The 25,422-nt window shown below is 53.7% G+C and carries 24 protein-coding genes; 19 read left to right on the forward strand and 5 right to left on the reverse strand.

Going from position 1 to position 25,422, the window contains the following annotated elements; genetic code table 11:
• The first annotated feature begins 33 nt into the window (after nucleotides 1-33).
• Both V9K95_RS10495 and glyS read left to right on the forward strand, forming a co-directional pair.
• Nucleotides 34-969 carry a glycine--tRNA ligase subunit alpha gene (locus V9K95_RS10495; RefSeq protein WP_442958559.1) on the forward strand — a complete coding sequence of 312 codons (936 nt, stop codon included), beginning with the start codon at nucleotides 34-36 and terminating at the stop codon, nucleotides 967-969.
• On the forward strand, nucleotides 969-3,263 hold the full coding sequence (gene glyS, locus V9K95_RS10500; RefSeq protein WP_336440757.1) for a glycine--tRNA ligase subunit beta: 2,295 nt from the start codon (nucleotides 969-971) through the stop codon (nucleotides 3,261-3,263). The genes V9K95_RS10495 and glyS overlap by 1 nt, the downstream gene beginning before the upstream one ends.
• Before the next feature lie 41 nt (nucleotides 3,264-3,304).
• On the opposite strand, the gene V9K95_RS10505 is transcribed toward glyS, so the two are convergent.
• The gene (locus V9K95_RS10505; RefSeq protein WP_336440758.1) at nucleotides 3,305-3,676 is read right to left on the reverse strand and encodes a hypothetical protein; all 372 of its coding nucleotides are present in this window, start codon (nucleotides 3,674-3,676) and stop codon (nucleotides 3,305-3,307) included.
• A gap of 183 nt (nucleotides 3,677-3,859) precedes the next feature.
• Here V9K95_RS10505 and V9K95_RS10510 point away from each other — a divergent pair, with 183 nt between their 5' ends.
• From V9K95_RS10510 to V9K95_RS10520, 3 genes are all read left to right on the forward strand, one after another.
• Complete coding sequence (locus tag V9K95_RS10510; RefSeq protein ID WP_442958556.1) at nucleotides 3,860-4,852, forward strand: L-threonylcarbamoyladenylate synthase; 993 nt, start codon at nucleotides 3,860-3,862, stop codon at nucleotides 4,850-4,852.
• Nucleotides 4,849-6,264, forward strand: coding sequence for an FAD-binding oxidoreductase (locus V9K95_RS10515; RefSeq protein WP_307283268.1), 1,416 nt, complete (start codon nucleotides 4,849-4,851; stop codon nucleotides 6,262-6,264). Before V9K95_RS10510 ends, V9K95_RS10515 begins: the two co-directional genes overlap by 4 nt.
• 224 nt (nucleotides 6,265-6,488) lie before the next feature.
• Nucleotides 6,489-7,061: a DUF6101 family protein gene (locus V9K95_RS10520; protein ID WP_115052139.1), complete on the forward strand. Its 573-nt coding sequence runs from the start codon at nucleotides 6,489-6,491 to the stop codon at nucleotides 7,059-7,061.
• An 11-nt stretch (nucleotides 7,062-7,072) separates the two neighbouring features.
• Here the strand turns inward: V9K95_RS10520 and ubiA are convergent, their stop codons facing one another.
• Nucleotides 7,073-8,068 carry a 4-hydroxybenzoate octaprenyltransferase gene (gene ubiA, locus V9K95_RS10525; protein ID WP_307283274.1) on the reverse strand — a complete coding sequence of 332 codons (996 nt, stop codon included), beginning with the start codon at nucleotides 8,066-8,068 and terminating at the stop codon, nucleotides 7,073-7,075.
• A gap of 137 nt (nucleotides 8,069-8,205) precedes the next feature.
• On the opposite strand from ubiA, the gene purD reads away from it, so the two are divergent.
• Nucleotides 8,206-9,483 carry a phosphoribosylamine--glycine ligase gene (gene purD / locus V9K95_RS10530; RefSeq protein ID WP_336440759.1) on the forward strand — a complete coding sequence of 426 codons (1,278 nt, stop codon included), beginning with the start codon at nucleotides 8,206-8,208 and terminating at the stop codon, nucleotides 9,481-9,483.
• 5 nt (nucleotides 9,484-9,488) lie between these two features.
• Here the strand turns inward: purD and V9K95_RS10535 are convergent, their stop codons facing one another.
• Nucleotides 9,489-10,742 (reverse strand): glycoside hydrolase family 25 protein, encoded by a 1,254-nt coding sequence (locus V9K95_RS10535; protein WP_336440760.1) that lies wholly within the window; start codon nucleotides 10,740-10,742, stop codon nucleotides 9,489-9,491.
• Nucleotides 10,743-10,864: 122 nt separating this feature from the next.
• Between V9K95_RS10535 and V9K95_RS10540 the strand changes: the two genes are divergently transcribed.
• A complete protein-coding gene (locus V9K95_RS10540) occupies nucleotides 10,865-12,640 on the forward strand; it encodes an acyl-CoA dehydrogenase family protein (protein ID WP_336440761.1) in 1,776 nt (591 codons plus the stop codon).
• A 10-nt stretch (nucleotides 12,641-12,650) separates the two neighbouring features.
• Nucleotides 12,651-13,403 carry a crotonase/enoyl-CoA hydratase family protein gene (locus tag V9K95_RS10545; RefSeq protein WP_307283287.1) on the forward strand — a complete coding sequence of 251 codons (753 nt, stop codon included), beginning with the start codon at nucleotides 12,651-12,653 and terminating at the stop codon, nucleotides 13,401-13,403.
• Nucleotides 13,404-13,408: 5 nt separating this feature from the next.
• Here the strand turns inward: V9K95_RS10545 and pdxH are convergent, their stop codons facing one another.
• A complete protein-coding gene (pdxH, locus tag V9K95_RS10550) occupies nucleotides 13,409-14,020 on the reverse strand; it encodes a pyridoxamine 5'-phosphate oxidase (protein WP_336440762.1) in 612 nt (203 codons plus the stop codon).
• 50 nt (nucleotides 14,021-14,070) lie between these two features.
• On the opposite strand from pdxH, the gene V9K95_RS10555 reads away from it, so the two are divergent.
• The 4 genes from V9K95_RS10555 to V9K95_RS10570 all read left to right on the forward strand — a co-directional run bounded on the left by V9K95_RS10555 (nucleotide 14,071) and on the right by V9K95_RS10570 (nucleotide 17,089).
• A complete protein-coding gene (locus V9K95_RS10555) occupies nucleotides 14,071-14,541 on the forward strand; it encodes an RT0821/Lpp0805 family surface protein (RefSeq protein WP_307283289.1) in 471 nt (156 codons plus the stop codon).
• A 126-nt stretch (nucleotides 14,542-14,667) separates the two neighbouring features.
• Nucleotides 14,668-15,576, forward strand: a complete 909-nt coding sequence (locus tag V9K95_RS10560; RefSeq protein ID WP_307283291.1) for a J domain-containing protein — start codon at nucleotides 14,668-14,670, stop codon at nucleotides 15,574-15,576.
• A 90-nt stretch (nucleotides 15,577-15,666) separates the two neighbouring features.
• On the forward strand, nucleotides 15,667-16,485 hold the full coding sequence (gene fabI, locus V9K95_RS10565; RefSeq protein WP_008125268.1) for an enoyl-ACP reductase FabI: 819 nt from the start codon (nucleotides 15,667-15,669) through the stop codon (nucleotides 16,483-16,485).
• Nucleotides 16,486-16,498: 13 nt separating this feature from the next.
• A complete protein-coding gene (locus V9K95_RS10570) occupies nucleotides 16,499-17,089 on the forward strand; it encodes a histidine phosphatase family protein (RefSeq protein WP_307286424.1) in 591 nt (196 codons plus the stop codon).
• A gap of 11 nt (nucleotides 17,090-17,100) precedes the next feature.
• Here V9K95_RS10570 and V9K95_RS10575 read toward each other — a convergent pair whose 3' ends face one another.
• On the reverse strand, nucleotides 17,101-17,355 hold the full coding sequence (locus V9K95_RS10575) for a DUF1344 domain-containing protein (protein ID WP_115052131.1): 255 nt from the start codon (nucleotides 17,353-17,355) through the stop codon (nucleotides 17,101-17,103).
• A 168-nt stretch (nucleotides 17,356-17,523) separates the two neighbouring features.
• On the opposite strand from V9K95_RS10575, the gene aroC reads away from it, so the two are divergent.
• The 7 genes from aroC to dxs all read left to right on the forward strand — a co-directional run bounded on the left by aroC (nucleotide 17,524) and on the right by dxs (nucleotide 25,413).
• Complete coding sequence (gene aroC / locus V9K95_RS10580; protein ID WP_115052130.1) at nucleotides 17,524-18,618, forward strand: chorismate synthase; 1,095 nt, start codon at nucleotides 17,524-17,526, stop codon at nucleotides 18,616-18,618.
• Between the two features lie 15 nt (nucleotides 18,619-18,633).
• Entirely contained in the window at nucleotides 18,634-19,737 is a 1,104-nt protein-coding gene (gene ribB / locus V9K95_RS10585) for a 3,4-dihydroxy-2-butanone-4-phosphate synthase (protein ID WP_115052128.1), read from the forward strand.
• 103 nt (nucleotides 19,738-19,840) lie between these two features.
• The gene (locus tag V9K95_RS10590) at nucleotides 19,841-21,124 is read left to right on the forward strand and encodes a cystathionine gamma-synthase family protein (protein WP_115052126.1); all 1,284 of its coding nucleotides are present in this window, start codon (nucleotides 19,841-19,843) and stop codon (nucleotides 21,122-21,124) included.
• A gap of 84 nt (nucleotides 21,125-21,208) precedes the next feature.
• The gene (locus tag V9K95_RS10595) at nucleotides 21,209-22,135 is read left to right on the forward strand and encodes a histone deacetylase family protein (RefSeq protein ID WP_336440763.1); all 927 of its coding nucleotides are present in this window, start codon (nucleotides 21,209-21,211) and stop codon (nucleotides 22,133-22,135) included.
• Nucleotides 22,136-22,138: 3 nt separating this feature from the next.
• Nucleotides 22,139-22,393, forward strand: a complete 255-nt coding sequence (locus V9K95_RS10600; RefSeq protein ID WP_008125256.1) for an exodeoxyribonuclease VII small subunit — start codon at nucleotides 22,139-22,141, stop codon at nucleotides 22,391-22,393.
• A gap of 72 nt (nucleotides 22,394-22,465) precedes the next feature.
• A complete protein-coding gene (locus V9K95_RS10605; RefSeq protein ID WP_115052123.1) occupies nucleotides 22,466-23,389 on the forward strand; it encodes a pirin family protein in 924 nt (307 codons plus the stop codon).
• A 104-nt stretch (nucleotides 23,390-23,493) separates the two neighbouring features.
• Complete coding sequence (dxs, locus tag V9K95_RS10610) at nucleotides 23,494-25,413, forward strand: 1-deoxy-D-xylulose-5-phosphate synthase (RefSeq protein WP_336440764.1); 1,920 nt, start codon at nucleotides 23,494-23,496, stop codon at nucleotides 25,411-25,413.
• Nucleotides 25,414-25,422: the final 9 nt, after the last annotated feature.

The following is a 25,422-nucleotide window of genomic DNA, read 5'->3' on the forward strand; positions in this document are numbered from 1 at the left end:
GGCCGCACGGTGACTTCTCCCTTGCCAGATCATATGCACCCGACCCGCTCGTTTCAGGGGCTTATCCTGACGCTCCACAATTATTGGGCGCAGCATGGCTGTGTAATCCTGCAGCCCTATGACATGGAAGTTGGTGCTGGCACATTCCACCCCGCAACGACTTTGCGTTCGCTTGGACCAAAGCCGTGGAAGGCTGCCTATGTGCAGCCGTCACGCCGCCCGAAAGATGGTCGTTACGGCGAAAATCCAAACCGGTTGCAGCATTATTATCAGTATCAGGTGATCATGAAGCCATCGCCGCCCAATCTGCAGGAGCTTTATCTCGGCTCGCTGCGGGCTATCGGCCTTGATCCTTTGATGCACGATATCCGTTTCGTCGAGGATGACTGGGAAAGTCCGACATTGGGTGCCTGGGGGCTGGGCTGGGAATGTTGGTGCGATGGCATGGAAGTGTCGCAGTTTACCTATTTTCAGCAGGTTTGCGGCATTGAATGCTCGCCGGTGTCGGGTGAATTGACCTATGGTCTGGAACGTCTTGCCATGTATGTGCAGGGCGTGGACAATGTTTACGACCTCAATTTCAATGGTCTTGAGGGTGACGAGAAAGTCACCTATGGCGACGTATTCCTACAGGCCGAACAGGAATATTCACGGCATAATTTTGAACATGCAAATACAAGCACCTTGCTCCGTCATTTCGAAGATGCGGAAGCGGAATGTGAAGCGCTATTGCGCGCTGGCGCTCCAAAGAGCGGCGATAACAGCCCTCAGCATAAAATGGTCCTGCCTGCCTATGATCAGTGCATCAAGGCATCCCACGCATTCAATCTTCTTGATGCGCGTGGCGTGATTTCGGTAACGGAACGTCAGAGCTATATATTGCGGGTACGCAATCTTGCCCGGCAATGCGGCGAGGCCTTCCTTCTCACGGAAGCAGGTGGCGTGAATTTCAAGAGTGAGTCCGTATAATGCCTGATCTTTTGCTCGAACTCCGCTCGGAAGAAATTCCGGCACGTATGCAGCGCAAGGCTGCTGGCGATTTGAAGAAGCTGGTTACCGACGCTTTGGTCGAAGCCGGGCTGACCTATGAGGCAGCGGGAGACTATTGGACGCCGCGCCGTCTTACGCTCGATATACGTGGCCTTACAGCACGTTCCAAGGATGTGCACGAAGACCGCAAAGGCCCAAGTGTCAATGCGCCTGAGCAGGCTATTGCAGGCTTTCTGCGTTCAGCAGGCTTGAATGATATTTCTGAAGCGCATGTCCACACCGATCCTAAGAAGGGTGATTTTTATGTCGCCCATCTGACGAAACCCGGGCGCGGCGCTGAAGAGATCATTGCGGAGCTGATGCCAAAGATTATCCGCGAATTCCCATGGCCAAAATCCATGCGATGGGGCGCGGCGTCTTCCAAATCCGGAAGCTTGCGCTGGGTTCGTCCGCTACAGTCTATTGTTTGCACGTTCGGACCTGAAACCGAGGAGCCGGTTGTCGTCGATTTTGAGATCGATGGTCTGAAAACTGGCAATGTAACCTATGGTCATCGCTTCCTGAGCGATGGCAAGCCGATCACCGTCCGCCGCTTTGACGACTATGTTGCCAAGCTTGAAAAGGCGAAGGTGGTGCTCGATGCGGATCGCCGCAAGGAAATTATCCTTTCCGACGCCCAGAACATCGCTTTTGCATCGGGACTTGAGCTTGTTGAAGATGAGGCGCTTCTTGAAGAAGTGTCTGGCCTCGTCGAATGGCCGGTGGTGTTGATGGGCGAATTTGAGGAGGAGTTTCTTGCAATTCCGCCTGAGGTTATCCGCCTTACCATCAAGACCAATCAGAAATGCTTTGTTACACGTAAACAGGGCGAAGCGGACAAGCTTTCCAATAAGTTCATCCTCGTTTCCAATATCGAAGCGACTGATGGCGGTCGCGAGATTGCCCATGGCAATGGCAAGGTCGTGCGGGCACGCCTCTCGGATGCGCTATACTTCTGGAATACCGACCAGCATGATTTGCCAGATATGCACACGCTGGCGCCAGCTGCCATCAAGTTTGACCTTGATCTGAGCAAGCCATTGGACCAACGCATGGCACGTTTGGATGCGCTGAATGTTACTTTCCACGCAAAGCTTGGTACACAAGGCGAGCGCGTCACGCGGATTAAAAATCTTGCACGCGCACTTGCGATTCGGATAGGCGCCGATCCAGTTTTGGCAAGCCGCGCATCGGTTTTGGCTAAAGCCGATCTTACAACCGAAATCGTTGGCGAGTTTCCTGAGTTGCAAGGTGGCATGGGCCGGAAATATGCACTCCTGCAGAATGAGCACCCATCAGTGGCTGCCGCCATTGAGGAGCATTACAAACCGCAAGGACCATCCGATTTTGTACCAAGCGATCTGGTTTCGGTTGCTGTTGCACTGGCGGACAAATTGGATACGCTGGTCGGCTTCTGGGCTATTGATGAAAAGCCAACCGGTTCTAAAGATCCGTTCGCATTACGGCGCGCGGCGCTCGGCGTGATCAGGCTTCTGCTTTCAAGCGATTGGAAGATTGAACTTTTGCCCATTTTCCAAGACGCCTTCATTCAATTGCGCGAAGAGAAAATCGAGCAGCGGATCGAGCATTTCGAGGAAGCGCAGGCAGCCCAGAATTCGGGTGATGTGGATGGTGAGGAAGATGTTACCAACGCGATATCTGGTTTTGAAAAGCGGATACGCGGCCAGCTTTCGGAGCGGTCACAACCCATCCTTCTTGATCTCTTGGCGTTCTTTCATGACCGCCTCAAGGTACATCTGCGCGACCTCGGTGCGCGTCATGATCTGATTGATTCTGTGCTTAAACCAGACGCGGATAATCTCTTGCTGATCGCACGGCGTGTCGAGGCGCTTGTTGTTTTCCTCAACACGGAAGACGGTAAAAATCTTGTTGCCGGAACCAAGCGTGCCGCCAATATTTTGAGCGCCGAGGAGAAGAAGGGGACAGCCATTTCAGACATGGTAAACCCCGATCTTTTCAATGATGATGCGGAAAAGAACTTATACGTCGCGGTGAATCAAGCTGAGAGCCAAGCGGCGCAAGCGATTCAAAAGGAAGACTTTTCCGGCGCGATGATCGCACTTAGTGCTTTGCGTGAACCAGTTGATTCATTCTTTGAAAAAGTGCTGGTTAATGACGACAATGCCGATATTCGCGCAAATCGTCTGGCATTGCTTTCGCGAATCCGCGCGGCGACGGATGCCGTTGCTGATTTCTCGAAAATTGTTGGATGACAGGAAGATAGGTAGCAGTTCTCAACTGTCTTAGGCGTTTCCTAATTCACGCCTGCGCGCATCGGTGCTTCTGCTAAGTCGGGGGCAGGCATTGATTTGCCAGCGGCTATAGGTTCCGATGCCTGCGCGGCAAGCAAGGGATTTGCCGGCGCCGCATTACCTTGCATGCGCGCCATATACTCCCGGGAACGAGCACGTCTTTCCGCATAAGCTTTCAAGCGTGCTGCTTCCTCCGCAGTCTGTTTAAGGCATGATGTGCAGACTGGATTGCCGTTGGCATCGAAGCTGTCATAACCAATATAGGATACCGAATTCGGCTTGGCCGTTTCTCCGCTGACAATGATTGAATCTGCTAAAGCGGAGGCGCTTATCAGGGCGATGGCTGACGCTGCAATGAACTGGCGTAGAAGCATGGCTGATCAATCCCGGATTCTCTATATAAACAAACGCTCCAGCCTTCTCTATTTGGGATTCATTGCCAAAGCTTTCTCACGATGGATTCAATTTTAGGCATGACATCATTCGAGCTGTTCATCAGCCAATACTTGCAGCGCGCCACCTCATTCGTGTAGGCAGGGCGACCACTGGAGGCTATCTTGGCTACAATCTTGGGTATGGACGAACAGGCGATCCTCGCTGCAGCCGATACGTTGGCTCAGGGGAAGCTTGTGGCTATCCCAACGGAGACCGTATACGGCCTTGCAGCCGATGCGACGAACGGAAGCGCAGTTGCCGGTATCTTTGAGGCCAAAGGCCGCCCGCACTTCAATCCGCTGATCTGCCATGTCTCGGATGTTGCTATGGCCGAACGTTATGCAGAGATCGATCCGGTTTCCCGTCAATTGATCAATGCTTTCTGGCCGGGGCCACTTACCCTCGTCCTTCCATTGAAACCGGACTGCGGAATCCATCCCCTGGTAGCGGCCGGACTCGACACTATTGCTCTGCGTATGCCCCGTGGCGTGGCAGGAAAAATCATCGCGGCATTGGATCGACCGCTTGCAGCACCGAGCGCCAATACTTCCGGAAAGATAAGCGGCACCAATGCTTTGTCTGTAGAAGGCGATTTGGGGTCAAAGATTGCGATGATCCTTGATGCAGGCCCGTCAGAAGTCGGACTCGAGTCGACGATTGTCAAAGTTGATGGTGATACAATCCTGATGCTACGCCCGGGGGGCCTCGCGGCTGAAGAGATTGAGGCTGTGATTGGCCGGAAGCTTGGCCGCATAGATCAGCGCGCAGCAATTCAGGCACCGGGGATGATGGCTTCCCATTATGCTCCCTCTGCCGCAATGAGGTTGAACGTCCATGACGTAATGGCAGGCGAGGCTTTGCTTGCTTTTGGACCGCACCGTGCAAATGGATACTCAAAAGCCGCTGCCATTCTCAATCTCAGCGAAACGGGCAGCCTGCACGAGGCTGCAACCAACCTCTTCGACTTCATGAAGCGCCTCGACGCGGTTGATTGCACAATGATTGCCGTCGAACCCATACCTTTCAACGGCCTCGGTGAGGCTATTAATGACCGCCTTGTTCGCGCCGCAGCGCCCCGCTCGTTGTCGGTAGCCGAAATGGAACAGATAAAATGACGCTGACGCAGAATTTGATTGAACGTTTTGTAGCAATAGTAGGTGAAGCTTATGCTTTACGCAGTGCCAATGACATTGAGCCGTACCTTATTGAGCCGCGCGATAAATTTGGCGGCAAGACCTCGCTGGTATTACGCCCCTCAAATGTCGATGAAGTTTCGGCCATTCTCAAATTGGCGACCGAAACGGAAACCGCCATCGTCCCACAAGGCGGGAATACTGGCCTTGTGGGGGGGCAAATACCAGATGGTAGTGGAACTCAAATTGTCCTGTCGCTTTCGCGGTTGAACAAAATCCGCAGCATTGATCCTGCTGGAAATCTGGCCATTGTGGAAGCCGGGGTTGTATTGCAGAAACTTCAGGAGGCCGCTGCCCAGGCGGGCAAGCTGTTTCCGCTATCCCTCGGGTCTGAAGGCTCTTGTCAGGTTGGAGGAAATCTTTCTTCCAATGCTGGTGGTACGGCAGTTCTGGCCTATGGCAATACGCGGGAACTCTGCCTCGGTGTTGAAGTTGTTTTGCCTACCGGCGAAATTCTGAATGATTTGCGTACCGTCAAGAAGGACAATACCGGTTACGATCTGAAGGACCTCTTCATAGGGGCTGAAGGAACGCTTGGCGTTATCACTGCTGCGGTCATGAAACTGTTTCCGTTGCCGAAAGGCAAAGGCGTTGCCTATGTTGGGCTATCCAGTCCCGATAATGCCTTGCAATTGTTGAACATGGCCCAGAGCCACGCAGGCGCATCCTTGACGGGCTTTGAGTTGATGCCGCGGATAGGTGTGGAGTTCTCGGTTGCCCACACGGAAGGTGTACGTGATCCGCTGCAGGAGCCGCATAACTGGTACGTTCTGCTTGATATTTCTTCATCGCGTTCCGCCGAAGACGCGCGGGAAACCATTGAAGCAATCCTGACCGAAGCATTCGAGGCCGGTCTGGTGGATGATGCAACCATCGCCGAGAGTACTGCGCAGGAAAAATCGTTCTGGCATATGCGCGAGGCCATGTCTCATGCGCAGAAACCCGAAGGCGGTTCGATCAAACATGATATTTCCGTACCCGTCGCCAGAATTCCGGACTTCATCAAAGAAGCTGATCAGGCGGTTCTCGACCTCATTCCTGGCGCCCGTATTGTTTCATTCGGCCATATGGGCGATGGCAATCTGCACTATAATATTTCGCAGCCTGTCGGCGCCGATAAACAAGCCTTTCTTGATCGCTGGGCTGAGGTAACGAAGCGCGTTCACGATATCGTCCGCGCCTATAACGGGTCGATCTCGGCGGAACATGGCATCGGCCAGTTAAAGCGACAGGAATTGTCTGAAACCAAGTCACCCATTGCGCTCGATCTCATGCGCCGCATCAAGAAATCGTTTGACCCTGCAGGCGTTATGAATCCCGGCAAGGTCATCTGAAATCGCAACCCTTTATTCACGCTCCTTACCAAAGTCTTGGGGCAGGTCGGGTTTCGATAACCATTCCATCTAATCAGAAAGAGTTAACCCAGTTCGTTAAGCGGTATTGGGAAAGTTGACGCTACTGTGTCCCTAACGAGACCAGAAAATGGTCCGTCCTTACAGGGAAATAAACATCAGAGAAGACCGGAAAACCGGCTCTCAGGATCGACAGAAGGCGTCAAATGAACAAAGCCGGAGCAAAGCCGGTTTGGGCAGGTCGGGAATTCCGGCTTGACCCATTCCACCTGCCACAGACAGTAACTTATGCGACACGCGATGATCGCGGCGACATCACCTTCACACTGCATGAACGAGGCGCTGTGGTGAAACGGATTCTTCCAGCCAGCAATCTACCCGTTTCGCTTGCTCTTCCACCATGTGCCTTCCGCGGCGTTACGGCCCGCGCAACGGAAGATGAGCTTGGCGATATCACTGTCACGCTTGAACTCATGCATACGGACCCGCATCTTTCAGTTCCATTGCTTGTCGCCCATGACCTCAACGATGTTGCTGCCGATTGGCGCGCATGGTCGTCAATGTTCAAGCTGCCGATGATGATGGTGGAAGAAGATGGAGTTGCTCGCCAGCTCGACCACAATATTGGCCCCGTCGCTGTTTCTGCTCCGACACCCCGTCGGCAGGGCCGTGAGCCGCGCCGCCGCCGTCCGCGCTTTCTTGCCCGCCGCAAAATGGGCGATCTTGGCCTGCGTCTGGTTATAAGCGGCGAAGAGATTATTGCGCAGGGTTCAAAATAACCCTGCAGCTCTTAAAACATGGGTTTGACCACGGTCCACAGCCCACCGGCGACCAAACCAAGAAAAATCACCCAGCCGACAATAGTGTTGGATTTGAACAGCCGCAGGCATTCATCTGGATTGTCAATGTCGAGTGTCATGATCTGGCGGTACATATGCGCGCCTGCCGCCAGGAGACCGGCGACGGCGGGCATAGGAACTTCAGCCACTGCAAAAGCGCCGAGAAAAAGCGCTAGCGCCCCGCCATAAAGAACCATGAGGGCTTCCCGCGTGCGGCTGCCAAACAGCCGCGCAGTAGAGCGCACGCCAACCAGAGCATCATCTTCCTTGTCCTGGTGGGCGTAGATCGTATCATAGCCGATGACCCAGAGGATCGATCCGGCATAAAGCAGGATTGCCGGCCAATCCAATGAGCCGAAATGTGCTGACCAACCAACCAGCGCGCCCCATGAAAACGCCAATCCAAGCACAAATTGCGGCCAGTTGGTTATGCGTTTCATAAATGGATAGATGGCGACAATCGCCAATGATCCGATTGCAAGAATGATGGTAAAAAAGTTTAGCTGAACCACCACCGCAAAACCAACCAGTGCCTGTAGCACCAGAAATATTTTGGCTTGTTTTCTGGTTACCTGACCGGAAGGCAGCGGACGCGAACGTGTCCGCGCCACCTTGTTGTCGATATCCTCATCGGCAAGATCATTATAGGTGCAGCCAGCCCCGCGCATGGCAATTGCCCCGATGAGAAAAAGTATAAGGTGGTAGGGCGAGGGGAGAACGGACCATAATGGCTCGCCGACCTTGGCGCCAGCTGTTGCTGCAAGTGCCGTCGCCCACCAGCACGGCCACAGGAGAAGCCACCATCCGATTGGTCGGTCCCAGCGCGCAAGTTGTGCATAAGGCCAAAGCCAGTTTGGTAAAATGCGATAGACCCAATGACCCGATGGCGCATCGAACACGCGACCACGGCTGTGCCGGGATTGAATATTATCTTTTTCTGTAATCATGATTTGACCTTGCAGCGGTTAACCGCACAGTCAAGCACCCTATGTGCATTTTCAGGGCAAATTCTTATTGCGTGCTTGACCCATGCGCCTCAAAGCCATACCGACACCGCAATAATTCTTTATAGGAGCGGAATTCGATGAACGTCTTGCTGATAGGTTCCGGCGGTCGCGAGCATGCGCTGGCATGGAAAATGGCTGCATCGCCCGCCCTTACAAAGCTTTATTGTGCACCCGGTAATCCCGGCATTGCGAATGTTGCAACATGTGTGGAGCTTGATCCCTCGGATCACGCGCAGATCATTGCCTTTTGCAAAGACAAATCAATCGATTTCGTGGTTGTCGGCCCGGAAGCACCTTTGGTAGCGGGTATTGCAGACGATTTGCGCGCTGAAGGATTTTCCGTGTTCGGACCGTCGAAAGCTGCGGCACGGCTTGAGGGATCGAAGGGATTTACCAAGGATCTCTGTGCGCGTTTCAATATTCCAACCGGCGCCTATCAACGGTTTACCCAGGCAGATGCCGCAAAAGCATATGTCAGACAGCAGGGCGCTCCCATCGTCGTCAAGGCGGATGGGCTCGCAGCGGGCAAGGGCGTCGTCGTAGCCTTCGAGATTCAGGAGGCGTTGGATGCAGTGGACGCGTGTTTTGAGGGAGCCTTTGGTGGTGCCGGTGCGGAGGTCGTCGTCGAAGAATATCTCGATGGAGAAGAAGCCAGCTTCTTTTGCCTATGCGACGGAAAAGTCGCGCTGCCATTTGGGACAGCACAGGATCACAAACGTGTTGGTGATGGTGATACGGGGGTCAATACGGGTGGCATGGGAGCCTATTCGCCTGCACCTGTTATGAGCCAGGAAATCATTGACCGCACCATGCGCGAACTAATCGAGCCGACCATGCGCGGCATGGCTGAAATTGGCGCGCCGTTCAGCGGCGTTCTCTTTGCCGGGCTTATGATCACCAAGGATGGTCCGAAGCTGATTGAATATAATACGCGTTTCGGCGATCCGGAAACGCAGGTTCTGATGCTGCGCTTGAAAGATGATCTTCTGTTGCTGCTTAAAGCGGCGGCCGATGGTGCTCTGGACCAGATGTCCGTACGCTGGAGCGATGACTCTGCGTTGACGGTCGTTATGGCAGCAAAGGGCTACCCGACCTCCCCGGAGAAGGGCAGCATCATCAAAGGTGTGGAGGCAGCGGCTGAGGCTGATGCGGTTGAGGTTTTCCACGCAGGCACCACTTTGAAAGATGGTGATCTGGTAGCTAATGGCGGGCGCGTCTTGAATGTGACGGCAAGCGGTAAAACTGTGCAACTCGCCCAAGAAGCAGCTTACAAAGCCATTTCAAAGATCGATTGGCCTGAAGGTTTTTATCGTCGCGATATTGGATGGCGGGCAATTGAACGGGAACGTAGCTAGTCTTCCTATCGTGCAGCGATACAATGTCTGCCGGGTGCTGTCAGAGGCGTCCAGTTCGCGCTGTGGGTTGGCTGTTTCAATCCACGAGCGATAGCTGCAAGGTTTATCGCCTCATTGATATTCATGCTTTTCTGCGGCTTGGTAACAGAAGCAGTCAAGGTTTCATCAATTCCCGTATCCGGAGCAGGGGCGAGCAATTGATGAACACCGGCAATGAGTCCTTCTGTCGTAATAGCGGATTGCGCCAATTCCCATAAAGCCCGGTAGTCAATCAGCGGGACTTCTGCCGCTGCCATAAGAATGTCGTCCTCAGGGTAGGGGCGATTCCCCGGTGTCGGCAGATTGTCCGGCGGAAGAGCACGAACCAACTCGCCCAAAGGCCAGGCGTTTTTTAGCTGGGCAACAGTCATGTCAGCTACGTTTACATCAATGTCGCGATGGGTTCCGGCTGGCCTATAGGGGCAACGCTGCTCGGTGCAATTACTCTGGGAGGTAAATTGCCAAAGAGCGTAATCTTGCCAGTTTCCTTTCGGAAAATGCGGAGCGATGTCAGATTCATAGCGCGCATACCATAGCTGCAGGCGCGACAAGATGGGAAATTCCAGTCGCCGGTCTGCAATATATTTTGCCGTTGTACCATTGGTATAGAGGACTGGATAACGACCAGTCCGCAGCTTGATCTGCTCGGCGAAAATCTGCGCGTCTCGCAAGGACATGAAGCGTTCGGGATCATTGTCCTCAATGTCAATTGCGATCAACTCGTCATCGCTTGGTTCGGCATAATCAATAAAATGATTGGCTTGTTCGATCGGATTGCCCGGGCGGCCAAGGTGATATGCTCCCCATTTCAGCCCAAGAGTTTTGGCGAGCATGCGACGTGTCTGATAAAGTTCGCGCGAAACCGCATAGTTGCGCCATATGCGCCTGCATAGCTCCTGTTGCATCTCATCGTCGATTCGTTTGCAATGGTAGTTTGCAGGCAGGCCATCGGAACCTTTATGGATGAAGGCTGCTATACGTGGGTCTTTGACGATTTCTGCAAGATTAAATGAATTTTGCTCGTAGCCATCAAGTACGATTGCACGCGCTTTATTTGACCAAGGTGTCGTGAACTCGGAAGTGGCGCTCGCACTGCCGTTGAAGCACATTCCCAGAAGGGCAGCCGCAAGAGCAAATATGGATCGCCGGGTCGCCAATATATTGCCTCGTAACGGAGTTTCCAAGATACCAGTCAGATGGTGGCTGTAATGGGTTAACATGGTGTTAACCATAGGAGAGCGGCCCATCAGAGATAAATACTTACGTTTACGTAAAAATCCTCTTGCCTTTCGGTGCCTGGGAGTTGCAATGTCATCCCGCATCACGATGAGGAGACTGTGATATGTACCGCGCGCCTGTCGAGGATATCGCTCACACTTTAAAAGACATCGCTGGCTTGGCCGCGGCAATGGAGCAGGGCCGTTTCGGCGATCTCTCCGGTGATCTGGTGGATGCAATTCTTGAAGAAGCAGGAAAATTTGCAAGCACACGCGTTGCTCCTTTGCTTCAGGTCGGCGACAAGCACGGTACTCCGCTCAAAGATGCTGAAATCAGCATGCCACCCGGTTGGAAGGACGTTTATCAGGAATGGGTTTCCGGCGGGTGGAACGCCCTGACCGGCAAGGAAGAGTTCGGCGGCCAAGCCTTGCCGATGATGCTGGCTATTGCGACATTTGAAATGTGGAATTCGGGGTCGATGGCGTTTGGCATCGGGCCGACGCTGACCCTGGGGGCGATCGAGGCGCTGGAAGCGCACGCCACCGAAGAATTGCAGCAGACCTATCTTCCCAAGCTTGTTTCTGGCGAATGGATGGGCACGATGAATTTGACCGAGCCACAGGCGGGCTCCGATGTGGGTGCATTGCGCACGCGTGCTGAACGCGCCGATGACGGCACCTATAGGATCTTTGGAAGCAAGATTTTCATCACCTATGGCGAGCATGATCTTACCGACAATATTATCCATCTGGTCTTGGCGCGCTTGCCCGACGCTCCCGCCGGAACCAAAGGCATTTCGCTGTTTCTGGTGCCCAAATATCTTGTCAACGAGGATGGCTCGCTTGGAGCGCGCAATGATGTGTTTTGCAGCAGCATTGAGCACAAGATGGGTATCCATGGCTCGCCTACATGCACGATGATTTATGGCGATGGCTTTGCAAAGGGCAGGGAGCCCGGCGCCATTGGCTGGCTCATCGGCGAGGAAAATCGTGGCCTTGCCTGTATGTTCACGATGATGAACAATGCCCGCCTTGCGGTGGGAATTCAGGGCGTTGCCGTTGCCGAAGCTGCCTATCAGAAAGCGCTGACCTATGCTGAGGATCGCCGCCAGATGCGCGCGCCCGACTGGAGCGGTGAAGGCATGAGTCCGATTATCGAGCATCCGGACGTGCAGCGCAATCTGCTGACAATGAAGGCTCTCACAGGCGCCGCCCGCTCTATCTCCTACGCCTGCGCTTTTGCCTTGGACATGGCAAAAACGGGCACCATTGAGGAAGCCCGCTATTGGTCTGACCGAGCAAATTTGCTCACGCCAGTAGCCAAGGCCTTCTCAACTGATATCGGAGTCGATGTCGCATCGATCGGCATTCAGATTCATGGCGGCATGGGCTTTATTGAAGAAACTGGCGCGGCCCAGTTTTTGCGTGATGCGCGGATTGCGCCGATCTATGAAGGCACAAATGGAATTCAAGCCATTGATCTTGTGCAGCGAAAGCTTGCACTTGGCGGTGGCCAACATATCAAGGGCTATATAGACGAGCTTCGCACGATTGCCGATGCAGTTGTGGCTTCAAACAATTCCATTTTGGGAGAAACGGCAGACCGGCTGCGGGCCGCATTGAACGATTTGGAAGCTACAAGCATATGGTTGCAGGAGGCATTGGCAAATAAGCAGATCAGCGAGGCACTTGCCGGTGCAACGCCCTATTTGCGCCTGTTCGGTTTGGCCGCAGGAGCGACCTATCTGGCGAAAGGTGCGCTGGCAGGTGGCGATGATCGTCACAAGGTACTGGCGCGATTTTTTGCGGAAAACCTTCTCAATGAAACCGCCGCTTTGAAAGACCGTGTCCTCAATGGCGCAGCCAGTATGCTCGGCGCGCGCTCCGCTCTCAGCCTTTAAGGAAAGCCTCATGTCAGAACATATTCAGGTCGAACGGCAAGGTGCTGTCCAGATCATCCGGTTCAACCGGCCGGAAAAGAAAAACGCGCTCACCCGCGCCATGTACGCTGCCATGACAACAGCCTTGGTAGAAGGTGATGGCGATGCAGATATTCGGGCAAATGTGTTTCTTGGTACTCCTGGTGCATTTTCTGCGGGTAATGACTTGCAGGATTTTATGGCTTTTGCCATGTCGGGGCAGATGGGCACTGAGGTGTTTGATTTTCTCATTGCCTTGGCCAATGCAACAAAGCCGCTATTGGCGGGTGTCGATGGACTGGCGATAGGCATAGGATCAACGATCCATTTCCATTGCGATTTGACGTTTGCGACGCCGCAATCTTTGTTCAAGACGCCATTCGTTGATCTGGGTCTTGTTCCCGAGGCAGCATCAAGCCTTCTTGGTCCGGCACTAATGGGGTCTCAGCGGGCATTTGCTTTTCTTGCCAATGGTGATGGATGGAGTGCGGCTGAAGCAAAGGATGCGGGACTGATCTACAAGGTCGTTGAGGCTGCCGATCTGGAAGCGACTGTTTTGAAAGCCGCAACCGATATCGCTGCCAAGCCACCGGAAGCAATGCGAATAACCCGCGATCTTCTGCGCATGCCAAGGGAATCGGTAGTGGAACGCATGCAGCTTGAAGCAAAGCACTTCAGCGAGCGATTGCAGGCCGACGAGGCCCGCAATGCGATGGTCAATTTCTTCTCGCGCAAGAAGCCTTGAGAAACTTAGGGATAAAGCCTCTCTTTACCCCAATCATCTTCCGGTGTTTCACGGCTGAACACCACGCGGTCGTGCAACCGGAAGGGCCTGTCGTGCCAGAACTCAATTGAAGTTGGACGAATACGAAAGCCTGACCAGTATTTTGGACGGGGAATTTCGCCAATCGCATGGCGCGCCGTATATTCGGCGACAGCTTTTTCCAAAGCAAACCGGCTTTCAAGCGGGCGGGACTGTTTTGAAGCCCATGCACCGATGCGGCTGCCGCGTGGGCGTGTTGCATAATATGCGTCGGCTTCTTCGTCGTTCACGATCTCAACCGGTCCCCGAATGCGAACCTGCCGCCGCAAGGTTTTCCAATGAAAACACATGGCTGCCTTCATGGAGCCAAGGATTTCAACGCCCTTCTGGCTTTCGAAATTGGTATAAAAAACAAAGCCTTGGGTGTCGAAGCCCTTGAGAAGAACCATGCGGACATTAGGCAACCCATCCTTATCGACTGTTGCAAGCGCCACGGCATTGGGATCGTTTGGCTCGGTTTTTACCGCATCGCCAAGCCATTCATTAAAGAGTGCGAATGGTTCGGATTTTTCGGTGAAGTCATCGGTTGTTAACTTCATTTAATCCATAGTCCCATAGTCATTTCGGATTGACCTTGTTAAAGAGAGGTATGTGTTTGGCGTTTCTATCATCTGATAGCAAGAAGTTGGTTGCAAAAAAACAGCAAGGTTTCGGTGCCCTGAGTGGGTTCGCTGCCGGTGTTTTTGTTTGCATGCTCTCCGGTTGCGCCATGAAGGATTTCAGTATCGAGAAAGCTGTTCCCGACAAGGCGACCATAACCGGTTCTGTCGCCTCTGCACAGCAGGTGGACCCGAAGAGCTCTTCCGATCAGACGACGATACGCAATATTGTTTCGGCGCTCAATTTTACCCAATGGGGCAGCAAACCGTTGCCATGGTCTAACCCGGAAACGGGTAGCCAAGGCACCATTACGGCAATTGCCGAGAAAAAGGATGATACCGGCCTTTGCCGTGAATTCCAGACATCGCGCGAATCATTTGATGGTGTAATGCTCTACAAGGGTGAGACCTGCATGCAAAATGGCGGCCAGTGGGCGTTGAAGTCCTTTGCCCCTATGTAATGCGGGCAATTTGAACTTTGATGTTCTTTTTTGAGTTTAAAAATCTGGAATTTCTTCCTATTTAAGCCCATATAGGCAAAAAGCAATCTGACAACCTGTTCGCATGTCGCGAGGAAGGGCACTCACATGCGCGATCCATATACCGTGCTGGGCGTCGCCAAAACGGCAAAACCAGACGAAATAAAATCGGCGTTCCGCAAGCTCGCCAAGAAATACCATCCTGACCAAAATCAGGATGATCCCAAAGCGCAAGCAAAATTTTCGGAGATCAATCAGGCCTATGAAATTGTCGGCGACAAGGAGCGCCGCGGCCAGTTTGATCGGGGTGAAATTGATAGCGAAGGCAAACAACGTGCTCCGCAAGGCTTCGAGGGCTTTTCAAGCGGTGGCGGAGATCCGTTTGCAGGCTTTGGTGGCAGGCAACGCCCCGGCAATTTCGAGTTTCGCAGTGGAACATCCGGCTTCGGAGCCGAGGATATTTTAAGCAGCCTGTTCGGCGAGACAGCTGGCATGGGCGGCCCACGCCGTGCCGGTCCCCGTAAAGGGGCTGATTTGCAGGCGACAATCGACATTACTTTGGAGCAGGCTGCCGGTGCTGAGAAAGTCGAGGCTGTGTTTCCGAATGGTAAGCGACTGGCGATCAAACTGCCTGCACAGGTGGAAAACGGACAAACGATTCGCCTCAAAGGGCAGGGCGAAGCCGTTCCGGGTGGTACATCTGGTGACGCTTTGGTCACAGTCCGCTTTAAACCGCACGCAAAATTTCGAGTTGAGGGTCGCGACTTGCATGTGGAATTACCTGTAAGCTTGCGCGATGCTGCCCTTGGGTCGCGTCAGGAAGTTGAGACTTTAAGTGGCCGTGTAGCAATGAAAATCGCTCCCTGGACCAGTTCTGACCGTGTTTTAAGGCTGAAAGGCAAGGGGTTGCCAAAAAAACCTGACGGTCATGGCGATCTTTTCGCGCATGTTCGGATCATGCTCCCCGAGGGTGGAGATCCGGCGTTAGAGGCATTTTTACGTCAATCGGAGGTTTGAAAAACCAAATCCACGGTGACAGTGTGCTTGAAGCCCGGCGCGGGCTGTGCGATACCGCACACAATCATAAGTCTCATGAAGGGTTGGTATATGACCGCCAAAACTGGTTTGATGCAGGGTAAACGCGGCCTGATAATGGGTGTCGCCAATAATCGGTCGATCGCCTGGGGCATCGCCAAGGCAGCGCATGATGCCGGCGCCGAACTTGCGTTCACCTATCAGGGCGATGCGCTGAAAAAGCGTGTTGAGCCGCTCGCGCAGGAGCTGGATGCGTTTTTGTGCGGCCACTGCGATGTCTCGGATGCTTCAACAATTGATGCATGTTTCGAAGCTCTCGAAAAGCACTGGGGCAAGATAGATTTTCTTGTTCACGCAATTGGTTTTTCTGACAAGGACGAGTTGACCGGCCGTTACGTTGACACGTCTGAAGCAAACTTCACCAAGACCATGCTGATCTCTGTCTATTCGCTGACAGCAGTCGCCAAGCGGGCAGAAAAGTTGATGACGGATGGCGGTTCCATTCTCACGCTGACCTATTACGGCGCTGAAAAAGTTATGCCGAATTACAACGTCATGGGCGTTGCGAAAGCTGCTCTTGAGGCAAGCGTAAAATATCTGGCTGTTGATCTTGGCCCGGATAATATTCGCGTTAATGCGATTTCTGCAGGCCCGATCAAGACGCTTGCCGCTTCCGGTATCGGCGACTTCCGCTACATTCTCAAATGGAACGAGTATAATGCGCCATTGCGCCGTACCGTTACGATTGAGGAAGTCGGTGACGCTGGACTTTACTTCCTTTCGGATTTGTCACGCTCTGTCACAGGCGAGATACATCATGCTGATAGCGGATATCATGTCGTAGGCATGAAGGCCGTCGATGCCCCGGACATATCAGTCGTCAAGGATTAATCTCAAAGTGAACTTGCCTGACACGATTATCTATTTCTCGCGTCACGGCGAGACGGACTGGAATGTGTCTGAACGCATTCAGGGACAGGAAAACATCGATATCAATGCGCGCGGCCGGGCTCAGGCAGACCGCAATGGTGATTTGATGAAGTCCCTCATCGGCGATGGTGAGGGATTTGATTTTGTTGCCAGCCCATTGCGGCGCACGCGCGAGACGATGGAGCGGATACGAACGCGGATGGGCATTGATCCGCACGATTACCGCACTGATCCACGGCTTATGGAAGTGAGTTTCGGCGATTGGCAAGGCTTTATGATCGAAGACATTGCTGCCAAGACGCCGGAACTCGTAACGGCAAGGGCCCGCGACAAATGGAACTTCGTTCCACCTGGAAAAACCGCGGAAAGTTATGCGATTCTTGGCAAGCGTGTTGCCAGCTGGCTATCTGAAGTAAAGGGACCGACGGTATGCGTCACCCATGGCGGCTGCCTGCGCACGATATTTCAGATGATCGAAGGGCTTGACGGCCATGACGCTGCAAATCTTGCCATCACACAAGATCACATTCTCCGGCTCGAAAACGGCAAGCTTACCTGGATGTAGAACTGTCGTCCTTATTCGGTGGTTTCTTCGATATCGGTGATGAAACGTTCCTTGTTAACAACGTCGAACATCACAGTCACCTTCATGCCTTGTTCAATGACGCTCAGATCGAATTCACCAGGCAGTTTGTAAACCTTGCCATCATCAAGCGTTATCGTGGAATTGTCCTCGTCGATTTTTGTTATTGTGCCTTGCGCATCATCAGCCAATGCACCAACGGGAAAGAGGGACGCGACAAACATAAATGCTGCAACGAAGAACCGCATCTGAGATTTCCTTTATAAACAATATCGACCGAGTAATCAGTCAAGTTAGAACGTCCATTTGTGGCAAAACAATTGCTTTTTTCGTGATGAATGAAGGAATTTGAGGGACGGGTTTGACCACAGGTGTAAACGTCCATAAAACCCCCTGATAAAATGACGGGTAGGCTCATGTCACATAATACGTTTGGTCATCTTTTCCGTGTTACCACCTGGGGCGAAAGCCATGGCATTGCGCTTGGTTGCGTTGTGGATGGATGCCCTCCCGGCATCTCTTTTACCGAGGCCGAGATCCAGTCCTATCTGGATAAACGCAAGCCTGGGCAATCAAAATACACTACGCAGCGCCGAGAGCCCGATCAAGTGCGCGTGCTTTCCGGTGTTATGCTGCAAGAGGACGGCGTGACTCTGGTTTCGACCGGAACCCCGATCTCGATGATGATCGAAAATACCGATCAGCGTTCGAAGGATTATGGCGATATCGCCCGCCAATACCGCCCCGGCCATGCCGATTATACATATGACGTGAAATATGGCATCCGCGATTATCGCGGTGGCGGGCGCTCATCTGCCCGCGAAACGGCTGCTCGCGTTGCTGCCGGCGCAATTGCCCGCAAGGTTGTGCCCGGACTTGTCGTTCGCGGTGCCCTGGTCAAAATGGGCGTGCATTCGATAGACCACAGCCGCTGGGATTGGGCGGAAATCGACAACAATCCGTTTTTCACACCCGATGCGGGATCTGTGGATACATTCGCCAATTATCTCGACGGCATTCGCAAAGCCGGATCATCGATCGGGGCTGTTATCGAAGTGATTGCCGAGAATGTACCGGCAGGGCTTGGCGCTCCGATCTATGCCAAGCTGGATCAGGACATTGCCAGCTATCTCATGTCCATCAATGCGGTTAAGGGCGTTGAAATTGGCGACGGCTTTCACGCGGCGACACTGACCGGCGAAGAAAATGCCGATGAAATGCGCATGGGCAATGATGGGAACCCGATTTTTCTGTCAAATCATGCGGGCGGCATTCTAGGCGGAATTTCCAGTGGTGCGCCCATTGTGGCGCGTTTTGCGGTCAAACCCACTTCATCGATTCTGACACCTCGTCAAAGCATTGATGCTGATGGAAAACAGGTGGATATCATGACCAAGGGCAGGCATGATCCTTGTGTTGGCATCCGGGCAGTTCCCATTGGCGAGGCAATGGTTGCCTGTGCTATCGCTGATCACTATCTCAGACATCGCGGCCAGACCGGACGCATCTAATCAAAGGACTACTCCATGGCCTATAATCAGAAACGGGTCGTCGATGCACTTCGTGCCTTCGAACGTGGCGAAATCGTTGTCGTCATGGATGATGATGGGCGTGAAAACGAAGGCGATCTGATCGTAGCGGCGGTACACTGCACGCCAGAGAAAATGGCATTCATCGTGCGCCACACATCAGGCATTGTATGCACGCCGATGACGCGTGAACATGCAAAACGGCTTAACCTCGCGCCGATGGTTGCAGACAACGATGCACCCCATTCAACTGCGTTTACAGTTACGGTTGACTATAAGCACGGTACGACCACCGGCATTTCCGCTGAAGACCGCACCCTTACAGCGCGCAACCTGGCAAACCCCAATGCCGGAGCAGTGGATTTTGTGCGCCCCGGACATATCTTCCCCCTGGTTGCGCGTGAAGGTGGTGTTCTTATGCGGTCCGGTCATACGGAAGCAGCAGTGGATTTGTGTAAGCTGGCGGGCTTGCCGCCTGTTGGAGTCATTTGCGAACTGGTGAATGATGATGGAACGGTCATGCGCGGCCCGCAGGTTTCAGGTTTTGCCGAAGCGCATAATCTGCAGCAGGTAACCGTGGCGGATCTCATCGCATACCGCCAGCGCAAGGAAACGCTGATCGAGCGTATCGGCGAATATGAGATCGATACCTGCGCGGGAACCGCAAAAGCTATTACTTATGCGCTGCCGTGGGAGCCGATGCACCACGCTGCTATTGTTTATGGCGACATTCGTGACGGCGAAGATGTTCCAGTGCGCCTGCAGCGTGAAGATGTGCTGAGTGACGTTTTCGGCGCCCGCAACACACTTGATAGCATTATGAATCGTATCGCCGAAGAAAAGCGTGGCGTCATCGTTTATCTGCGCGAGGGCTCTGTGGGTGTCGGCCGAGACGATGACCGCAACCGTGCTTTGCTACAAGAACGTGAAGCGCATGCCGAAGCCCGTGTGCGCGACGAAGAGTGGCGGCAAATCGGACTTGGTGCGCAGATATTGAAAGATCTGGGCATTACATCGATCCGGCTTTTGGCGTCACGTGAGCGTCATTACGTGGGTCTTGAGGGTTTTGGCATTCAGATTACCAAAACCGATATTATTTGATTGCTTTTCTACAATTGCGAAGCCGGCGGCATATTTGCAAGGAATAGTCGCCGGCTTTGCTGTAACCTCGCTGCGAAACGCCACGCTTAGCGAGGAAAGCATTATGACTGCACCCCATCCTTCAAAGACGCATATTGGTAACCACGAACTGCATCCGGAAACCTTGATGCTGAATTACGGTTACGATCCCGAACTGTCGGAAGGGGCGGTTAAGCCGCCCGTATTTCTCACCTCCACATTTGTCTTTAAATCGGCAGAAGAGGGGCGCGATTTTTTCGATTTCGTCTCCGGTCGCCGCGAGCCGCCAGCGGGCACCGGCGCTGGTTTGGTCTATTCCCGCTTCAATCACCCAAACAGCGAAATCGTCGAGGATCGGCTTGCCGTCTATGAGCGGACCGAAAGCTGCGCCTTGTTTTCGTCGGGCATGTCAGCAATTGCCACGACATTGCTTGCTTTCGTTCGACCGGGCGATGCAATCTTGCATTCGCAGCCACTCTATGGCGGTACCGAAACGCTGCTGGCAAAGACATTTCTCAATATGGGCGTCGCTGCCATAGGGTTCGCCGATGGTGTTAATGAGGCATCTGTTCAAAGTGCCGCCGATGAGGCTATGAAAAAGGGCCGCGTTTCGGTCATTCTTATTGAGACGCCTGCAAATCCAACCAACAGCCTGGTTGATGTCGCGATGATCCGCCGTATTGCGGAAGCGATCGGCGAAAAGCAGGGCCACCGTCCTGTCATCGCCTGTGACAACACTTTGCTTGGTCCCGTATTTCAACGGCCAATCGAACACGGAGCAGACATCTCGCTCTACTCTTTGACCAAATATGTCGGCGGTCACTCCGATCTCATTGCGGGCGCTGCCCTTGGCTCCAAAGCGGTGATGAAGCAGGTAAAGGCGCTGCGTGGCGCTATTGGAACGCAACTTGATCCCCATTCCTGCTGGATGCTGGGTCGTTCGCTGGAAACTCTCAGCATCCGCATGGAAAAAGCGAATACCAACGCGTTGGCGATAGCTGACTTTTTGCGCGACCACCCAAAGGTCGAGAAGATCCACTATTTGCCTTATCATGCTCCGTCATCGCCGCTGGGCAAAACATTCGCCGCGCAATGTACAGGTGCAGGCTCGACTTTCTCGTTTGATATTCTTGGCGGGCAACCTGCAGCCTTCAAATTCCTCAATGCATTGCAGATACTGAAGCTTGCCGTCAGCCTTGGCGGTACGGAATCGCTCGCCAGTCACCCTGCGACGATGACCCATTCCGGCGTGCCAATTGATGTGCGCCAGCGCATCGGCGTTCTGGATTCGACGATCCGATTGTCCATCGGCATTGAGCATCCGGATGATCTGATTGCCGATCTGGCTCATGCCTTGAGTGAGGCATAAAACATAAAATCCCAGGTAGGGCTTGTGTAACTGCAAGGGGCTGTGCAGATTTGCATGGCCCCCTTTTCTTTACCCGGAAGCCCTATGGTCACACGTCTTTACACTCATCCGATTTATCTTGAGCACTTGACGCCTGCAGGCCACCCAGAACGGCCGGATCGTTTGCGCGCGCTTGGCAAAGTATTGGACGATCACGCATTTGATGGGTTGGACCGCGTTCAGGCGCCCATGGGCGACGAAGCGACCATTCTTTATGCCCATCCAGAAACTTATCTGGAACGCGTTCGCATGACGATACCGCAAGAGGGGCTCACTCGTGTCGATTCTGATACGACTGTTAGTCCAAAGAGCTGGGAAGCAGCGCTTTCAGCGATTGGTGCGGCCAATGCTGCGGTTGATGATGTGTTTTCCGGCAGGGCGGATAATGTATTCGTGGCGTCACGGCCCCCGGGCCATCATGCCGAACGTGACAGGGCGATGGGGTTCTGCCTCTTCAACAATGCCGCTATCGCTGCCCGGCATGCGCAAAAGGCCCATGGTATTGCGCGCGTGGCGATCGTTGATTGGGACGTGCATCATGGCAATGGTACACAGGATATATTCTGGGAAGACCCATCGGTGCTTTATTGCTCAACGCATCAGATGCCGCTTTATCCGGGCTCCGGAGCCAAAAGCGAAACAGGCGTCGGCAATATTGTCAATGCGCCGCTTGATCCGGACACTGGCAGCGAACATTTCCGCGAGGCGTTCAACACACGTATTTTGCCGTCGCTCGACGCATTCCAGCCGGAGCTGATTATTGTCTCCGCCGGGTTTGATGCGCATCATCGCGATCCTCTTGCGGAAATAAACCTGAATGAGGATGATTTTGACTGGGCAACCGGCAAGCTTATGGAAAGAGCTGGGAGCTACGCATCAAACCGTCTTGTCAGTCTTCTGGAAGGCGGGTACGACCTCAAGGGTATGTCGCTCTCCGCAGGCGCACATATCAAACGCTTGATGGAAGGATGATAAATGGCCGATACACCGAACAACTCCGATATCGCTGCCATGAGTTTCGAGCAGGCGCTCGATCAGCTGGAAAAGATTGTTGATGATCTGGAACGCGGCGATGTGCCGTTGGAACAGTCAATTCGAATCTACGAACGCGGTGAAGCGCTCAAGAAGCATTGCGACGCCCTGTTGAAATCCGCCGAAGACAAGGTGGAAAAGATCAAGCTTGGCCGTGACGGTCAGCCGGTGGGTACAGAGCCGCTCGATCCGGAGTGACACCAGCGCAGGCTGTTCACCTTGTAAATGAGCAGCTATGATTAGGACTGTAACAGTCTGGAGCTGCCTCCCATGAGCTTTTTCCCCGGTAACGATCCTGAACCTGGTGATGCCATCGCCGTGGATTCAATCGAAACCTTGATCATACCCCGAACGAGCGACATTGGCGGCCTGGAAGTTCGGCGTGCATTGCCGACCGCCAAGCGACGGCTGGTTGGCCCATTCATCTTCTTTGATCGCATGGGCCCGGCAATCCTTCGTCCGACGGATCCGCTGGATGTACGCCCACACCCCCATATCGGCCTGTCGACAGTTACCTATCTGTTTGATGGAAATATCCGCCATCGCGATAGTCTTGGCACGGAAATGGTCATCAAGCCCGGCGACGTCAATTTGATGACCGCGGGCCGGGGCATTGTCCACTCCGAGCGGTCCCCTGAAGAGTTGCGTACGCAGCCGCTGCCCATATCGGGTTTGCAGACATGGCTCGCCCTCCCGGATCATCTGGAAGAAATTGACCCCACCTTTGCCAATACCGAGGCGAGCCGACTACCCGTGCTTCAAGAATCGGGGCTCGACGCACGCGTCGTCATGGGCCAGTTTCATGGCGCAAGTTCCGGCGTTAAGCAGCATGCCGAAACGCTTTATGTCGATATTCGCCTAGAGCCGGGCGCGCATATCCAGATTCCCGCCAATGCGGCCGAGGAGCGTGCCATATACACGTTGGATGGACCCGTCGAAATTGCGGGGCAAATCTTTCCGGCAGACCGGCTTTTGGCTTTCCGTCCGGGTGACGAGATTATCATTTCTGCTCCGCAAGGCGCACATTTCATGCTGTTTGGCGGCGCTACCCTATCGTCCAAGCGCTATATCTGGTGGAATTTTGTCTCTTCGTCGAAGGAGCGTATTGAGCAGGCGAAAGAAGAATGGCGAACTGGCCGCTTCGATATCGTGCCGGGCGACGAAGAAGAGTTCATTCCTTTGCCTGAAAATTGACGTGAGCCTTCGTTAAATCCGGCTGCTTGCCGGTTCTGGGGATTTGCTCTAGGACAACAGCTCGCATCCGGTCGATTTCTGACGCTAAAACTGGAATTTATAGAGTGAACAACAAGCCTGAAACGCCATTATTGGATCGCGTGACCATTCCTTCACAGCTGCGTGCTTTGCCGGAATCCGACCTTCCGCAATTGGCACAGGAGCTTCGCACAGAACTGATCGACGCTGTGTCGACGACAGGCGGGCATCTTGGTGCAGGTCTTGGCGTTGTTGAACTGACTGTCGCCTTGCATCATGTTTTCGATACCCCGCATGACCGCATCATCTGGGATGTCGGTCATCAGGCCTATCCGCACAAGATTTTGACCGGGCGGCGCGATCGCATCCGCACGCTGCGGCAGGAGGGCGGGCTTTCCGGCTTCACCAAGCGCAGCGAAAGCGAATACGACCCGTTTGGCGCGGCGCATTCCTCCACGTCGATTTCGGCCGGCCTTGGCATGGCTGTGGCCAGTGACCTTGCGGGCATAAAGCGCAATGTTATTTCTGTCATTGGTGATGGCGCCATGTCCGCCGGTATGGCTTATGAAGCGATGAACAATGCCGGTGCGCTGGATGCACGGCTTATCGTTATCCTTAATGATAATGATATGTCGATTGCTCCGCCAACCGGTGCGATGAGTGCCTATCTTGCCCGTCTTGTTTCGGGCCGCGCCTATCGTTCTTTCCGCGAAACGGCCAAGCAGCTTGCAAAGAAACTGCCAAAATTCTTGCAGGAGAAAGCCCGGCGCTCGGAAGAATATGCCCGTGCCTTCTGGACGGGCGGAACAATGTTTGAAGAGCTGGGCTTTTATTATGTCGGCCCCATTGATGGTCACAATCTGGATCATCTGCTGCCGGTACTAAAAAATGTGCGCGACACGATGGACGGACCTGTTCTTATTCACGTGGTGACACAGAAGGGTAAGGGCTATGCCCCGGCGGAAGCTTCTGCTGACAAATATCACGGCGTGAACAAGTTCGACGTTATTACTGGCGCACAGGCAAAGCCCCCGGCAAATGCGCCAAGCTACACCAAGATTTTTGCCACCAGCCTGATTGAGGAAGCCCGCCACGATGACAGGATCGTCGCTGTCACGGCAGCCATGCCCGGTGGGACAGGTCTTGATCTGTTTGGCGAAGTGTTTCCCGACCGTACATTTGATGTGGGCATTGCTGAACAGCATGCGGTTACTTTTGCGGCAGGTTTGGCGAGTGAGGGTTTGAAGCCTTTCGCGGCGATTTACTCAACCTTCCTGCAGCGCGGCTATGATCAGGTTGTGCATGATGTGTCATTGCAAAATCTGCCGGTACGCTTTCCCATTGATCGCGCCGGTCTTGTAGGAGCCGACGGAGCCACTCATGCCGGTTCTTTCGATACTGGCTTTCTCGCTGCGCTTCCCGGCTTTGTCGTTATGGCCGCCTCGGATGAGGCGGAACTGCGTCATATGGTGCGTACCGCTGCTGAGTATAATGAAGGCCCGATTTCGTTCCGCTATCCACGCGGCGATGGTATCGGTATCGACCTGCCAGAGCGAGGGAGCATTCTCGAGATCGGCAAGGGACGCATTGTCCGTGAAGGAAGCAAAATTGCGCTTCTATCCTTTGGTACGCGGTTGGCCGAGTGCTTGATGGCTGCCGATGAACTCAATGCGGCGGGACTTTCAACGACTGTCGCCGATGCACGGTTTGCCAAACCGCTGGATGAGGATCTGATCCGTCGTCTGGCCAGAGAACACGAAGTGCTCGTGACAGTTGAAGAGGGTGCCATTGGCGGTTTTGCCTCCCATGTCCTCCACTTCCTCAGTCGTGATGGTCTTCTCGATCAGGGATTGCGCGTTCGCACATTGACGCTTCCGGATATTTACCTCGATCATGCCAAGCCCGAAGTGCTTTATGCCCGTGCCGGTCTTGATAGTGCTGGAATTGTGGAAGCGGTGTTTGGTGCACTTGGACGTAACCATATGGTTGCGCCTGCCCGTCCCTGAATTCAATTG

The organism is Phyllobacterium sp. CCNWLW183, assembly GCF_037203775.1.
In the GTDB taxonomy this organism is placed as follows: Bacteria; Pseudomonadota; Alphaproteobacteria; order Rhizobiales; family Rhizobiaceae; genus Phyllobacterium; species Phyllobacterium ifriqiyense.